This is a genomic window from Paraburkholderia sp. A1BS-2L (genome assembly GCF_051125205.1).
In the GTDB taxonomy this organism is placed as follows: domain Bacteria; phylum Pseudomonadota; class Gammaproteobacteria; order Burkholderiales; family Burkholderiaceae; genus Paraburkholderia.
In genome coordinates, this window is the sequence record NZ_CP120430.1 from 61,914 (window position 1) to 76,132 (window position 14,219).

Below are 14,219 nucleotides of genomic sequence, written 5' to 3' on the forward strand. Positions count from 1 at the left end.
GGCCGGTTACATGGGACCGGGCAAACCTTCGACGACGCGATCGGCAAATTCCGGTTGAATGGCCGGGTAGGAGGACGCGATGGACAAAGAGCACGTTCCCGCCGCGAGCACTGACGCGACTTCCCCTGCCAGAGGCTGGCGCGCGATACTCGTGCCGGCGCAATGGCTGCCCGATTACCGGTTGCCGTGGCTTTCATCCGATCTCGTGGCCGGGGTCACGCTGGCTGCGTACGGAATACCCGTGTCGCTTGCCTATGCGACGCTCGCCGGTTTGCCGGCCCAATACGGCATTTACTGCTACCTGGTCGGCGGCATCTTCTACGCCTTGTTCGGCACCTCCCGCCAACTGGCCATTGGGCCGACTTCGGCGATTTCGATGCTCGTTGGCGTGACGGTCACGGACATGGCAGGCGGCGACCCTGGGCGGTTCGCCTCCATTGCCGCATTGACGGCGATCCTTATTGCGATCATGTGCCTGATCGGCTGGATTCTGCGGCTAAGCTCGCTCGTCAACTTCATCAGCGAGACCATATTGCTGGGCTTCAAAGCGGGCGCCGCACTGACTATCGCGCTAACCCAGTTGCCCAAGCTTTTCGGGGTCAAGGGGGGCGGGGAGCAGTTCTTCGAACGCGTTTCGATCCTGTTCGGGCAGCTTCCAGACACCCAGCTCGTTGTGCTCGCCTTCGGGGTTGGTGCGCTAGCCCTGCTGGTTCTCGGCGAAAAATTTTTGCCGGGGCGTCCCGTCGCGCTGTTCGTGGTCGCGCTATCCATTGTTCTGCTTTCGCTGACGCCGTTGGGCACGATGGGATTCAAGGTCGTCGGCGCATTGCCGCGCGGTCTGCCGGATTTTCACCTGCCCTCGCTGCGCATTCGCGACGTGGACGGCATTGTTTCGTTGGCGTTTGCCTGTCTGCTGTTGTCGTATGTGGAAAGCGTGTCTGCGGCTCGCGCCATTGCCCAGAAAAATGGCTACGAAATCGATCCGCGTCAGGAACTGCTCGGACTCGGCGCGGCAAACCTCGCCGCGGGTCTCTTCCAAGGGTATCCCGTCGCGGGTGGCTTGTCCCAGTCGTCCGTCAACGACAAGGCTGGGGCCAAAACTCCGCTCGCGCTGGTATTCGCTTCGATCGCCATCGGTCTATGCCTGATGTTTCTCACAGGCTTGCTGACCAACCTGCCCAACGTCGTACTCGCAGCCATCGTGCTGGTGGCGGTCAAGGGTCTCATTGACATTCGCGAGTTGCGTCACCTTTGGCGCGTCAGCCGCTATGAGTTCATGGTGTCGATGGTCGCATTCGTTGCGGTCCTGTTGCTGGGAATTCTCAAAGGGGTGATCTTTGCGGTGCTGGCGTCGATGCTTTTGCTCATCCGGCGCGCGGCACATCCGCACGTGGCGGTTCTTGGCCGCATTCCCGGCACGCACTTCTATTCGGACATCGAGCGCCATGCCGACAACGAACAGATTCCCGGCGTGTTGATGTTTCGCGTCGAGGCGTCGCTGCTTTACTTCAACGCCGACCACGTGCGCGCTGCGATTACGGCGAGAATCTTGTGCGCAACTTGCCCCGTGAAACTGGTGATACTGGACCTCTCGAACGCTCCCGCGGTGGACATCGCGGGAGCGAGGATGCTGGCCACTTTGCACACGGACCTTGCCAGCGCAGGAAGGCGGCTGCGCCTCGTGGCTGCTCATGGCAGCGCGCGCGATATGTTGCGCGCCGAAGGACTGGAAGAACTCGTTGGCGATATTAGCCGACGGGTCTCCGTGGACGACGTCATCGAAACGTACCTGCGCGAGATGGACATGAAGGATATCGAATCGATATCTGAAGAGCATCGAGATGCCGGAATGGCGCCTTCATAGCGCAGGTTTGTGAAAGTGTCGCGCGTTGCGGTCTGCCTGCCCTGATCGACAATTTTTGCGTATCGCTAAAGACTGGTGCGGGCGATGCCATCGCGCGGCAAGGCCCTTCTCTGATTGACGAGGGTCAACCAGGTGGCGATGAGCGAGCTTATCGTAGATGCAGGCTGTGCCGTTTCCGAAGATAGCCTTTATCTGCACTCCAAACGTTATCGATTACGAACTGCTAGCGGGGAGCATGGCCCGAATGCGGGCCCACGATGACCATGGTGAATACGCCTGCACCTATCGTGTCCATCGTCGATGGCGATGAGCACGTCCGCAACGCCCTGTGGCGCCTGCTTCGCGCCAGTGGTTACACCACGCGGGCATACGACAGCGCAACTGCGTTCCTGCAGGACGTAGACCTGGAGAACTCGCCTGCTTGCCTGCTGCTCGATCTCGAGTTGCCGGACTCGAGCGGCATCGAATTGCAGCGTCGGCTCGACGGCATCGTGCCGATCGTGTTCATCTCCGCGCACGGTGACTTGACCACCGCTGTGGCCGCGATGAAGGCGGGCGCGACCGATTTTCTGGCGAAGCCAGTCGATGCGCTGACCCTTCTCGACGCCACAGCGCGCGCCGTCGAGCGCGCCTGCCAGCTATTTGCACGCCGCAAGGAGCGTGCTGAGATTCAGAGCCGCGTCGACAGGCTGACCCCGCGCGAACGCGAGGTCATGGCGCTGGTGGTCAAAGGCCGCCCTAACAAGCTCGTTGCAGACGAACTGGGCGCAGCAGAGAAGACCATCAAGATCCACCGTGCACGCGTGATGGAGAAGATGCAGGTGCGCTCGCTGGCCGATCTGGTTCGCCTCGTAGTGGGCGCGCAGGCCGATGACGAGGCGTTTCTGGCCGTGCCCGGCCGCGCGCGAGCGATGGCTTATCGCACACATGATTTGCATAGAAGGGGATCTTCATGATCAATGCACTTGCCAGGTGGCACGCCGATCACGTCAATTTTGTGCGGCTACTGGATCTGCTGGACGAACAGGTGGGGGCCTTCCATCTGGGAGAGACTTCGGACTACGCTCTTATGAGCGATATCCTTTACTATCTGCGAGACTACTCGGATCGTTATCATCACCCCCCGGAGGACGTTGCCTATGCGCGGCTCGTCGAACGCAATCCCGGGACTCGGTTGATAGTGAACCGGCTTCTGCAAGAGCATCGCGTGATTGCCACGGCTGGAGAAGAACTCTTCAATCGCCTGAATGACGCAGCGGCAGATGTACTGGCGCCGAGGGCGGATCTCGAGGCGGCCACGGCTACCTATCTTGTGTACTACCGCCACCATATCTTCTCTGAGGAGCGCGATATCATGGCCAGCGCAGCTCAGGCATTGACCGAAGAGGACTGGGCTGAGGTAGCCGCGGCGGTGCCAGCCGGTCCCGACCCGCTCTTCGGCGACAATGTGCTGGAGCGCTTCGTCTCGTTACGCAGGAAGATTGCCCCTGACGTCTGAGATCGGTTCTCGTCCGCGTATATTCAGGCGCGCTCATCGCGCCCTGCGTTCCCGGCTGCGTTTCAGCGCCTGCTGAGCGATGGCCGCCATCTCGCCGTCGCTAAGGGTGTTCGCGACGGCGCACGCGTAGGCATGATGCTGCTGCGTCATTGGCACGCACAAATCACGCGCATCCATATAGCGCAGCAAAGCGATCCGCTTGTGTCCGGCTGCAATGCTGTGCTCGTACAGTGACAGAGCGGCCTGCGGGTCGCGGCCCTGCGCGACCCGCTTGACGAGGACACTCGTTTCGGTGCGGTTCATTTTTTTGCGGTCTTCGCGTTACCACGCCGGCCTGGCGACCGGCCATCATCCCAACGCAGTGCGCTTCTTCTTCTCAGGGTCGTCGAAGGGCAGAGCGGCCGTCACGCCGCGCGTCTCGATACTGCCCCTGACTTCCAGCGCGATACCGTCGCGTGCCTGGTCCACGTCCACGCGTGCGATCGCGAGAGAGCGCTTCGTGAGCCGCGAGTACATCCCGCAGGTAATGACGCCAACCTTGCGGCCGTTTTGCCACAACGTGTCGCCTGCCGCGGTGGCGCGCGACGCACTGACATCGACGCCGTAGATCTTGAAGCGCTCTTTATTGGCGAGACGGAAATGCTCGGTGGCGCCGCAGAACTCCGTCTTTCCCGGTGACACGGTGAAGTCGAGGCCCAGTTCCCACAGCGTGTCTCCGGCTTTCTCGTCGCTGAATGGCCAGGTTTCCGAATTATCGTAGGGATAGAACAGCAGATAGCTCTCCACGCGCAGCCAGTCGAGCGCCGCAAACGCACAGGGAATGATGCCGAAGCCCTTGCCTTTGGCGAGGATCGTGTCCCAGATCAGCGGCGCATCCACGGCCTTGCAGAAAATTTCGTAGCCGCGCTCGCCCGTGTAACCGGTGCGCGAGATGGTGACGGGCCGGCCGAAAAGGCGCGTCTGTATATGGTGGAAGTAGGGCAGTTCCCGTATGCCAGCCACATGCTCGGCAAGGAAGTCCACAGCGGCCGGCCCTTGCAGCGAAAGGTCATGCAAGTCGTCGTCGAACAGCACGGCAACCTGACGGCCCACGGCGGAGCGCACAAGCCGTTCGTAGCCGGTGCCTGCGCCATGCACGACCATGAAGGCGTTCGGGCCGGTGCGGTAGACGATGCAGTCGTCGATGAACTTGCCGTCTTCGTTGAGGATGGATGCGTAGGCCGACTTTCCCGGGTAGAGCTTGCTGATGTCGCGCGTGGTCGCCCAGTTCAGCAAACTCTCGGCGTGCGGGCCGACGTAATGAACTTTCTTCAGGCCCGAAACATCCATGAGGCCCGCCTTGGTGCGGATAGCCTCGTGATGGTCCGCGAGATCCGCTGCATAGCTCCATGCCATGCCCATGCCGTTCCAGTCTTCCAGGTTGGAACCCAGCGCGCGATGACGGTCCGCGAGTGCCGAAATACGCCATGAATTTGCCATGGATAACGCTCCGTAAAGTAGCGATGAGGGATTGGCGAACCGCGCAGCGCCGGCAGTCTTCGATACTGCCGGCGCACGCAGTTTCCTTAACCTGCATTTTTGACGAACGCAGTTGGGGCCGCTATCCAGAAGAGGGGGTATGCCCAACGTGGTAGCGGCGCTCGCCACACGCGCAGTGCCTGGCAATGCTTCGAATATCCATCAGGATTGCATTAGAAGCGATGCAGAAAGCCGATGCGGACCACAGCCTGGTTCTCGCTCGAAGAGAGGTCCGCTGCACCGACAATGTGTGCCGCATCGAGATCGGTGCCCGTCTTGCCGTTCGTGTGCTGATAAGCGCCTTGCGCGTAGACCGAGGTCCGCTTGCTGAGCGAATAGTTCAGCGCCAGCGCGACCTGGTGCCAGTTCGGACTCGATCCGCTCGCCGTCTCCTTGAGGTTGCCGTGCGTGAAGGTGTAGGCGGCGGCGACGGACAGCGCAGGATCGATGAAGTACTGACCGTTGATTTCGACGTTGTCGAACTTCCACGACGACCACGCTTGCGTGCCGATGTCGGGCGCATAGGCGTTGCCGGTTGGGTCATAGACGTCGACATGCGAATAGGCAAGGCCGATGTTCGAACCGTCGCCGAAGGTCCATTTCACGCCCGCGCCGATATTCTGCTGGCGCGCGGCGGTGAAGACGCCGTCGCCGCCCACCGCGCCGGTGCTGTTCAAGTTGCCGTTGGACTGACGCGTGTAGGCCACCGTGGCCGAGAAAGGGCCGGCGCCATAGCTGATCCCCGCGCTATAAGCGCGGTTGTTGGCGAAGTTGGTGGCATTGCTGAACCCATACACGCCTTCTGCCTGAAACCCGGCGAACGTCGGACTCACATATTTGACCGCGTTGTTGAAGCGGAAGTCCTGGTCCGCGTTGTCGTTGTCGAACGGATGCGATGCGAGGTCGCCGATGGTGTTGCCCGCCGCCGTGAATGGGCTCCACATGTCGACGATTGCGTCGTACTGGCGTCCGAACGTGAACGTGCCATAGTTCGCTGAACTGAGCCCGACGAATGCCTGGCGGCTAAAAAGCGTGCCGTTCATGCTCAATGCGCCGTTGTTGACATTGAAGCCGTTTTCGAGGGTGAAGATGGCCGAAAGACCGCCGCCAAGATCCTCGACGCCCTTGAACCCGAAATTCGACGCGTTGGAGTCGCCGCTGACCATGGCGTAAGCGCTATGGCCACGCGCGTTCGACGTGTAGTTCAAGCCGTCGTCGATCACGCCATAGAGCGTGACGCTGCTCTGCGCATGGGCGTGGCCGGCCACGAAAAGTGCCGCGAGCGCGGCGCAAGGAAGGTGCTTGTTCATGAGCTAGCGTTGGCTCCTGATTTGACGGGCGAGACAGGGGAGTTCGTACTGGTGCTGGAGTTTCGTCGGGCGCCCGGAACCCGTACAGAACTGCATTGATAGCTCGCCGGTGATGCGAACGACGGCGGCGAAACATTCACCATGAACCGATGATGCGGGACTTCCACTTGCATTCTTCCCACTCGCGCGACGGGTCGGAATCCATGACGATGCCGCCGCCCACGCAGTACACGCCCTCGCCGCTGCGATCGAGAACGAGGGTGCGTATGGCGACGTTCATCGAGAACCGGCCATCTGGCGCGAGCCATCCGATGCTTCCGCAATAGACGCCTCGCGGCGCGATTTCGAGGCGGCGGATGTGGCGCATCGCGGCAATCTTCGGCGCGCCGGTGACCGAACCGCACGGAAAGAGCGCGCGCAGGATGTGTTCGAGATTCGGCTCGCCGATATCGGCGGTGATCGTCGAGGTGAGCGTCCAGACCGTTGCGTATCGTTCCAGCGCGAACAGGTTCTCCACCGCGACCGAACCGGTGCGCGCAATGCGCCCGAGGTCGTTGCGCAGGAGATCGACGATCATGAGGTTCTCGGCCTTGTCCTTCGTGCTCGCCTGCAATTGCGCAGCAAAGCGGTCGTCTCGCCCGGGATCGGGATCGCGCGGCGCGGTGCCCTTCATGGGCCGTGTCGTGAGCTTGCCGTCGCTGTGCTTAAGGAACAGTTCCGGAGAAAACGAAAGAATCCGGCGATCGCCGTCTTCGATATACGCCGCATGCGCAGACGGATTCGCGCTGGCCAGACGCCGGTAGAGCGCCCCGGTATCGCCGCGCATGCTCACGTCGAGCGGAAACGTATAGTTGATCTGATAAACCTCGCCCGCGGCGATCAGGCTGCGGATCTCGGTCACCTGCTCCATATAGCGATGCTTGCCGATGCGTGGCGTGATCGAGATGATCTCGCTTTGCGCATCGTTCGCGAGGGCCTCGCACGATGGCGCTTCATTCGCATCGTCGAAAACGAGCGCGGTCAGCGGCGCTTGCTGTGCGTCTTCCTCATTGCTGCGTTCATGCAATGACGGCTCGAGCCAATACCCCACCTCATAATCGGCGATCAAGGCAATCCAGTGTCCTCGCGCGCGCGCCGTGTCGATTTCCTGCATCGCCCCCGCGAACTCGCGGCGATTGAGGGCCGTGATCCGCGAGTGCGGGCCGCGCATGACGAGCGCACGTCCAGCAACGAAATCGTCGAATCGGCAAGTGTCCATGGACGAGGAGAAGTTGAACCACGAATCAATGCGCCGAGCATCGACGACCAAAAGTGCTTCATCAATGATTCGTAGTAGGTATCCCCCATGGGGTAGGCGCGATGCGCCCGTACGCGCCGGGCGCACGGTGCAGGCGCGGCATGGCGGCAATGGGTAGCGCGCTTCTACCCGCTTCTACCCCTTAGGGGAGACGCGGCGGCCGCGCACCGTTGTCTATGCTTCGCGCAGGCATCACCCGGTATCGGGACACTATGAATCCGAGGAAATCGTGGAGACAAGACATCGAGCAGCGGACCAACGCGCCCCGACCGTGCATGAGATGATAGGCGGCGAGGCCGCGCTCGCGCGCCTTGTCGAGACGTTCTACGACATCATCGAAACCGATCCCGAAGGCGCGCGCATTCACGCGCTGCATTTGAAGGGCTTTGGCCTCGCCCATGTCAGGCAGGCGCAGTTCGAATTTCTCTCGGGCTTTTTCGGCGGCCCGCATTACTACCTCGAGCGCATGGGGCACGCGAATCTGCGTACCATGCACGCGCACATCGAGATCGGGCTGGCGGAGGTCGAGGCGTGGCTGACGTGCATGCGCAAAGCCATCGCGCAACTCGGCTATGACGACGACGTCGCGGCGACGCTGATGCGGCACTTCACACGGTCCGCGCAAGCGCTGCGCAATACCGGCTAGCTCGCACTTCCAGGCCGATACCGGGCGTGCGGCCACCCAGGGTCTCTATCTACCTACAAAAACAGTATTGACACTCGGGGCTCCATCCACAATAAATACCACGGTGAAACTTTGGTTCCGAAAGGGAAACTCGACCAGATCGGTCGAAATTCCCCAATCGTTTCGCCGTGACTGATGGAGGGATTGAGCATGAGTTACCGCTTGAGAAAGCGCATCGACAGCATGTTTGCCCGGGACCGTTGGATGGCAGGCACCGCATTGCTTGCGCTATGGGTTGCGCTGGGCTTCGTCTACTTTGCGGTGAGCATGTCGGTGGCGGATCCTGGGGTCCGGATTGCGCTGACGGTTGGCGCCACCGGCGTGGTCGTGTTCAATACCGCGTCGGTGACGGCGATGGTGCGGCACTACAAGGAAGACAAGGACCATATTTACGGTCTGGACATCCACCATCTCGACGAGAACCGTCTGCGCAAGGCGGCGCTTCGCGACAGCGAGCAAGAAGAAGTGCTCGCCTGACTTCCCCGCCGCTGGACCACACAACGCAATGCCGACCGAAGAGGAAACTCGTCATGGCATCCGTATATGTTCCCCCTGTGCAGAAGGGCTTCGGGCAGCTGGTGGATAGCCTGTTTCTGCTGGTGCTCGTGTATTGCAGCCTGCTCGGGCCGCTGTTGCTCAAGGTGCCGGACAAGCAGCCCGATCAGGCACAGGCCGCGACCAGCCAGGTGTCGTGGCAGACGCTGGGCCAGAATCCCACCATGCAGGCGCAGTGGCAGAAGCTCGGCTACAACGCCGGGCAGGCCAAGCCCATCATCACCACCCGGTTCGACTACGTAGTGGAGCCGGGCTCACTGATCGTCACGGCGCTCGTGATCGTCGGCTATTTCGTATTCGTGCTGCGCGTGTCAGAGAAGCAGTATCGACAGGTGATCGCGGAAAAATTCGGAGAGTGACGCCATGAACTTCTGGTCATTGCTGAGTCATGCCGCCTGGGCGCTCGCAATCCTGCTGTTTGCGTGGATTCTTGTCGATGCGCTGCGGGTCTCCCGCACATACGACGACGATTTCCTGATGAGTTCGACCGAAGGCAGCGAGTAACCCACGCGATAACCCCCGCGACGGATCCGCCTCAACCCGTCTGGATAGCCAATCTGTACAGGAGCGGTGCATGAGCGACGCAGCAACGGCAGGACAGTCCGGAGAGCGCATTGCCCTCCTGAAAGTACTGGGACCGATTCACGTGTGGGCGCTCGGCGTGGGCATCGTGCTCGTGGGCGAGTTCATGGGGTGGAACTTCTCGGTTGCCAAAGGCGGTGCATATGGGTCACTGATCGCCTGCTGGATCATCGGGCTGCTGTACACCTGCGTAGCCATGATCGACTCCGAAGTGACCTCGACAGTCGCGGCGGCCGGCGGCCAGTACACGCAGGCGAAGCACATCATCGGGCCGCTCATGGCGTTCAACGTAGGCCTCTATCTGGTGATGGCCTATACGATGCTGGAAGCGGCCGACGCGCTCGTGGTGGGCGACCTCATCAAGGCCGTGGCGGCGGATTCGGGTTATGCCGTCGACTCGCGCCCGTTCGCGCTCCTGACGATTGCCTTTCTCGCGTGGCTCAATTACCGCGGCGTGTTCGTCACGCTCACGGTCAATTTCGTGATCACGGCGATTGCCTTTCTCGCCATCGTCGTGCTGTTCTTCGGCGTGCAGCCGTGGAATCCGGGCCAGGTCCTGCTCCATCATCAGTTGCTGACGCAGTTGCCGTATGGCTGGCTCGGCGTGGTCGCCGCGCTGCAGTTCGGCATGTGGTACTACCTGGGCATCGAAGGCACCTGCCAGGCCGCCGAGGAGGTGCGCTCGGCAGGACGCTCGATTCCGCTCGGAACCATGTGCGGGATGATCACGCTGCTGATTGCCGCCGCACTGACCTGGTATGTCGCCACCGGGCTCATGCCGTGGGAGTATCTCGGCCAGGCAGTGACGCCGCTCTACGACGCTGCGCGCCTCACGGGCAACAAGGGGCTGCAAACGCTGCTGTTCGTGGGCACGCTGTTCTCGGCCATCGCATCGGCCAACGGATGTATCAACGACGCCTCGCGCGCCTGGTTTTCGATGTCACGCGACCGCTATATGCCGATGTGGTTCGGCGCGGTGCATCCGCGCTATCGCACGCCATACCGCGCGATCATCTTTCTGGTGCCGATTGCGATCTCGTTCGCATTCACCGGCTTGCTCGATCAGGTCATTACGTTTTCCATCCTGTCCGGGCTGCTCGGCTATACGTTCATGTCGATCAACATCGTGAAGTTTCGTCGCAAATGGCCGCTTGGCAGCATCAATCGAGGTTACGTCCATCCGTTTCATCCGATCCCGGCGATCGTGCTGGCCTGCCTGTGCTCCGCGACCTATTTCGCCACCTATCTCGGCTATGGCGCCTCGCTGCTGTCGATCATGGCGTTCTATATCGTCGCGTCGATCTGGTTCGCGCTGCATCGCTACAAATACGTCAAGCGTGGCGACCAGTTCACGATGAACTGGCCGCGGCCGAGGGACTATTGACGGGCATTGAAATCGACGCTAGCCGTGGCAGCGGCGCGGGCGGGTCATACCGCCCGCGCCGCATTCGTATAGGGAGGGTTCCGTCATGTGGCTCGCAGGCAGCGCTCCTGCCACGGCGTTTTCTGCCGTATTGACTGCCGTATTCGTCGCGGTATTTGCGCTGACACTCGCCATCCTCAATCGACGCGCGCGCGAATCGCTCAGGACGCGACGCCGCAAGCTGTTCGATGGGTGCTTCGCGCTTTTCGATCACGCCACCTTGACCCAGGACGACGTCGCCTTTCCCGTGCTCACGGGCTCGTATCGCGAGCATAGCGTCAGGATCGAACCCATCGTGGATCAGGTCGTGTTCCGGCAGGTGCCGTCGCTCTGGCTGACCGTATCGGTGAGGCAGAACTTGCCCGTCGCCGGAACGTTCGATCTGCTGGCGCGCAGGGCGAACGTCGAATTCTGGTCAGACGCCGATGCATTGCCGCGGTGCGTCCCGCTCCCGCGCGATTGGCCGGGCCATACCTCGCTCAAGTCGGATCGCGAGGCATCCGAATTGCCGCTGCGCATACTCGATCCGCACGTGAGGACACTGTTCTCCGACCCGCGCTCGAAAGAGCTGGTCGTGATGCCGCGCGGCGTGCGCATCGTCTATCAGGTTCAGGCGGCGGATCGCAGCGAATACCTGGTGCTGCGCCGCGCGACGTTTCATGGGGCGCACGTGAGCGTGGCGCTGCTCGAGTCGCTGCTCGAGCGCGCGACGGCCGTATGCGCCGATCTGATGCAAGGAGGCGAGCATGCAAGCGCACGAAATCGAAGCAGCGCAGAAACGTGTTGACGAAGCAACCGGAGAAGCCGTCGAGAAAGCCTCAAAGCGGCCCCCGGATCCAGTCGTGCGCCGCCCTTTGCACCCCTGGGTCGTGCTGGCCGCCGCGGCGGTATTGCCGGGCGCAGGGCAGGTTCTCAACCGCATGCCGAGGCGTGCGCTCATCATGGTGTTCTTCATGCTGTTGCTGGGCTTTGTGACGCTGCAACTCGCCGCGCCCGGGCGATCGTTCGCCGGCCGTCACGCGGGCGGCATCTTTGTCTATGCGATTGCGGTGCTCGACGCCTACGCGGTCTCGCGATATCGCCGCGAGTACTTCGTGCAACGCCAGCGCGCAGGCGACATGTAGCGCGCGGCAGCGGACGGCTCGCATTTTTCTACCCCCAGAAGGGTAGTGCTTACCCAGTGGGCTATACCCCTGATTGGGTTCGTGGCAGGAAAAAAAGTTTATTGGCGTTGACAAGTGAAATTCCGCTGATTACTTTTAATCCACGTTCAATCCTGTCGAGAAATGGGTGCCCCTCATGTCAGAAACGCGCCGCTTTACACTGACGTTGTCATGCCCCGACCGGATCGGCATTGTCGCTGCCGTCAGCGCGTTCATTGCCGAGCATCACGGTTTGATCATCGAGGCGACTCACCACGCCGACGAAATCGAAAAGCGCTTTTACATGCGCCACGAGATCGCCACCGACTCGCTGCCGGTCAGCCTCGAGACGTTTCGCGAGCGCTTTGGCCGCATCGGCCGCGAGTTCTCGATGGACTGGAAGGTGACGGATCATTCGCAGAAAAAACGTGTGGTGATCCTCGTTTCGAAGCTCGAGCATTGCCTCTACGACCTGCTCGCGCGCTGGAAGGCGGGCGAGCTCGACATCGAGATTCCGTGTGTGATCTCGAACCATGAAACGTGGCGCAGCTTCGTCGAATGGCATGGCATTCCGTTTCATTACGTGCCGGTCACGCCGGACACCAAGCAGCAGGCCTACGACCAGGTGCAGCGCCTGTTCGAGGACGCGCGCGCCGACACCATGGTGCTCGCGCGCTACATGCAGGTGCTGTCGCCCAAGCTGTGCGCGGCATATCCGGGCCGCATCATCAATATTCATCATTCGTTCCTGCCGAGCTTCGTTGGCGCGAAACCGTATCACCAGGCGTATGCGCGGGGCGTGAAGCTCACCGGCGCAACCTGCCATTACGTGACGGAAGATCTCGACGAAGGCCCGATCATCGAGCAGGACGTGATTCGCGTGCGCCATTCCGACCGGCCCGACGATCTCGTGCGTCTTGGCCGCGACATCGAAAAAGCGGTGCTGGCCCGAGGCTTGCGTTACCACCTCGAAGACCGCGTGCTGATACACGGCAACAAGACGATCGTTCTGCGCTAAAAGCAGCCCTGCTGTCCAACCCGGTTTGCCCGCGCGCCGCTGTGCGCGCGGATGAGAACAAGGAGTGAGCCATGCCGTGGCGTCTCGTGCGTTTTGCCATGTCGAAGAAGCACCCTGAGCCGAGGATGTTCACCCGGCATGACACTTTGCGCAGTTCTTATGACGTTGTGATCATCGGCGCGGGTGGCCACGGGCTCGCGAGCGCCTACTACCTCGCCCGTGAGCACGGCATCAAGAACGTGGCGGTGCTGGAGAAAGGCTATATCGGCGGCGGCAACACGGGCCGCAACACCACGATCATCCGCTCGAACTACCTGACGCCCGAAGGCGTGAAGTTCTACGATCAATCGGTCAAGCTGTGGGAGGACCTCTCGCAGGACTTCGACCTGAACCTGTTTTATTCGACGCGCGGCCACTACACGCTCGCCCATACGGATTCGGCCATGCGCACGATGCGCTGGCGCGCGGAGGTGAACAAGCACTTCGGCGTGGACTCGGAGGTGGTCGGCCCGAAAGAGGTCAAAGAGGCCGCGCCGATGATCGACCTCTCGTGCGGCGGCGTGGCGCCCATCCTCGGTGCGCTGTATCACGCGCCGGGATCGGTCGCGCGCCACGACGCCGTGGCATGGGGTTATGGGCGCGGCGCCGACCAGCGCGGCGTCGAGATTCATCAGCAAACCGAAGTACTGGGCATCGACGTGGTGGGCGGCAAGGTGAAGGGCGTAAAAACCTCGCGGGGCTATATCTCGACCAACAAGGTGCTGTGCGCGGTGGCGGGCTCCACGCCGCGCATCACCGACATGGTCGGGCTGCGCACGCCCATCTTCATCCATCCGCTGCAGGCGATGGTGAGCGAGCCGCTCAAGCCCTGGCTCAATCCGATTCTGGTTTCGGGGAGCCTGCATGTCTACATCAGCCAGTCGGCGCGTGGCGAGCTCGTGATGGGCGCTTCGCTCGACCCCTACGAGCTGCATGCCACGCGCTCGACGCTCGATTTCGTGGAAGGGCTCACGGCGCACATGCTCGAGATGTTCCCGTTCCTCTCGACCGCGAAAGTCATGCGCCAGTGGGCGGGGATGGCGGACATGACGCCGGACTTCGCGCCCATCATGGGCAAGACGCCGGTGGAGGGCTTCTATCTGGACTCCGGCTGGGGCACGTGGGGCTTCAAGGCCACGCCGGTGTGCGGCAAGACCATGTCGTACACCGTTGCCAACGATACGAACCATGAGCTGATCAACGGCTTCACGCTCGATCGCTTCCGCCGCTATGCGCTCACGGGCGAGAAGGGCGCAGCATCGGTCGGACACTGAGCGGAGAACACGAC

16 protein-coding genes are annotated in these 14,219 nt (G+C 61.7%); 12 read left to right on the top strand and 4 right to left on the bottom strand.

All coding sequences use genetic code 11. The features are described 5' to 3' along the window. Window positions 1-79: 79 nt before the first annotated feature. The 3 genes from P5W98_RS24815 to P5W98_RS24825 all read left to right on the top strand — a co-directional run bounded on the left by P5W98_RS24815 (window position 80) and on the right by P5W98_RS24825 (window position 3,362). Window positions 80-1,864: a SulP family inorganic anion transporter gene (locus tag P5W98_RS24815; RefSeq protein WP_421027422.1), complete on the top strand. Its 1,785-nt coding sequence runs from the start codon at window positions 80-82 to the stop codon at window positions 1,862-1,864. 287 nt (window positions 1,865-2,151) lie between these two features. Beyond that, window positions 2,152-2,820 (top strand): response regulator transcription factor, encoded by a 669-nt coding sequence (locus tag P5W98_RS24820; protein ID WP_421027423.1) that lies wholly within the window; start codon window positions 2,152-2,154, stop codon window positions 2,818-2,820. Beyond that, on the top strand, window positions 2,817-3,362 hold the full coding sequence (locus P5W98_RS24825) for a hemerythrin domain-containing protein (RefSeq protein ID WP_421027424.1): 546 nt from the start codon (window positions 2,817-2,819) through the stop codon (window positions 3,360-3,362). Before P5W98_RS24820 ends, P5W98_RS24825 begins: the two co-directional genes overlap by 4 nt. A 33-nt stretch (window positions 3,363-3,395) precedes the next feature. On the opposite strand, the gene P5W98_RS24830 is transcribed toward P5W98_RS24825, so the two are convergent. The 4 genes from P5W98_RS24830 to P5W98_RS24845 form a co-directional block, all read right to left on the bottom strand. Then, window positions 3,396-3,665: a hypothetical protein gene (locus P5W98_RS24830; RefSeq protein WP_421027425.1), complete on the bottom strand. Its 270-nt coding sequence runs from the start codon at window positions 3,663-3,665 to the stop codon at window positions 3,396-3,398. Between the two features lie 45 nt (window positions 3,666-3,710). After that, the gene (locus tag P5W98_RS24835; RefSeq protein ID WP_421027426.1) at window positions 3,711-4,841 is read right to left on the bottom strand and encodes an aminomethyltransferase family protein; all 1,131 of its coding nucleotides are present in this window, start codon (window positions 4,839-4,841) and stop codon (window positions 3,711-3,713) included. A gap of 212 nt (window positions 4,842-5,053) precedes the next feature. Next, window positions 5,054-6,190, bottom strand: coding sequence for a porin (locus P5W98_RS24840; protein ID WP_421027427.1), 1,137 nt, complete (start codon window positions 6,188-6,190; stop codon window positions 5,054-5,056). A 136-nt stretch (window positions 6,191-6,326) separates the two neighbouring features. Beyond that, window positions 6,327-7,448: an aminodeoxychorismate synthase component I gene (locus tag P5W98_RS24845; protein WP_421028012.1), complete on the bottom strand. Its 1,122-nt coding sequence runs from the start codon at window positions 7,446-7,448 to the stop codon at window positions 6,327-6,329. Between the two features lie 319 nt (window positions 7,449-7,767). Here P5W98_RS24845 and P5W98_RS24850 point away from each other — a divergent pair, with 319 nt between their 5' ends. The 9 genes from P5W98_RS24850 (at window position 7,768) to P5W98_RS24890 (ending at window position 14,205) form a co-directional block, all read left to right on the top strand. Further along, window positions 7,768-8,133, top strand: coding sequence for a group II truncated hemoglobin (locus P5W98_RS24850; protein ID WP_421028013.1), 366 nt, complete (start codon window positions 7,768-7,770; stop codon window positions 8,131-8,133). 189 nt (window positions 8,134-8,322) lie between these two features. Continuing rightward, the gene (locus tag P5W98_RS24855; protein ID WP_421027428.1) at window positions 8,323-8,649 is read left to right on the top strand and encodes a hypothetical protein; all 327 of its coding nucleotides are present in this window, start codon (window positions 8,323-8,325) and stop codon (window positions 8,647-8,649) included. Between the two features lie 53 nt (window positions 8,650-8,702). Then, window positions 8,703-9,086: a hypothetical protein gene (locus P5W98_RS24860; protein WP_421027429.1), complete on the top strand. Its 384-nt coding sequence runs from the start codon at window positions 8,703-8,705 to the stop codon at window positions 9,084-9,086. Between the two features lie 4 nt (window positions 9,087-9,090). Continuing rightward, complete coding sequence (locus P5W98_RS24865) at window positions 9,091-9,231, top strand: hypothetical protein (RefSeq protein ID WP_421027430.1); 141 nt, start codon at window positions 9,091-9,093, stop codon at window positions 9,229-9,231. 70 nt (window positions 9,232-9,301) lie between these two features. After that, window positions 9,302-10,693, top strand: coding sequence for an APC family permease (locus P5W98_RS24870; RefSeq protein WP_421027431.1), 1,392 nt, complete (start codon window positions 9,302-9,304; stop codon window positions 10,691-10,693). Between the two features lie 85 nt (window positions 10,694-10,778). Then, window positions 10,779-11,519, top strand: a complete 741-nt coding sequence (locus tag P5W98_RS24875) for a hypothetical protein (RefSeq protein WP_421027432.1) — start codon at window positions 10,779-10,781, stop codon at window positions 11,517-11,519. Then, complete coding sequence (locus P5W98_RS24880) at window positions 11,479-11,856, top strand: hypothetical protein (protein WP_421027433.1); 378 nt, start codon at window positions 11,479-11,481, stop codon at window positions 11,854-11,856. The genes P5W98_RS24875 and P5W98_RS24880 overlap by 41 nt, the downstream gene beginning before the upstream one ends. Before the next feature lie 175 nt (window positions 11,857-12,031). Next, window positions 12,032-12,892 carry a formyltetrahydrofolate deformylase gene (gene purU / locus P5W98_RS24885; protein WP_421027434.1) on the top strand — a complete coding sequence of 287 codons (861 nt, stop codon included), beginning with the start codon at window positions 12,032-12,034 and terminating at the stop codon, window positions 12,890-12,892. A 71-nt stretch (window positions 12,893-12,963) separates the two neighbouring features. Then, on the top strand, window positions 12,964-14,205 hold the full coding sequence (locus P5W98_RS24890) for an FAD-dependent oxidoreductase (RefSeq protein ID WP_421027435.1): 1,242 nt from the start codon (window positions 12,964-12,966) through the stop codon (window positions 14,203-14,205). The last annotated feature ends 14 nt before the right edge of the window (window positions 14,206-14,219 follow it).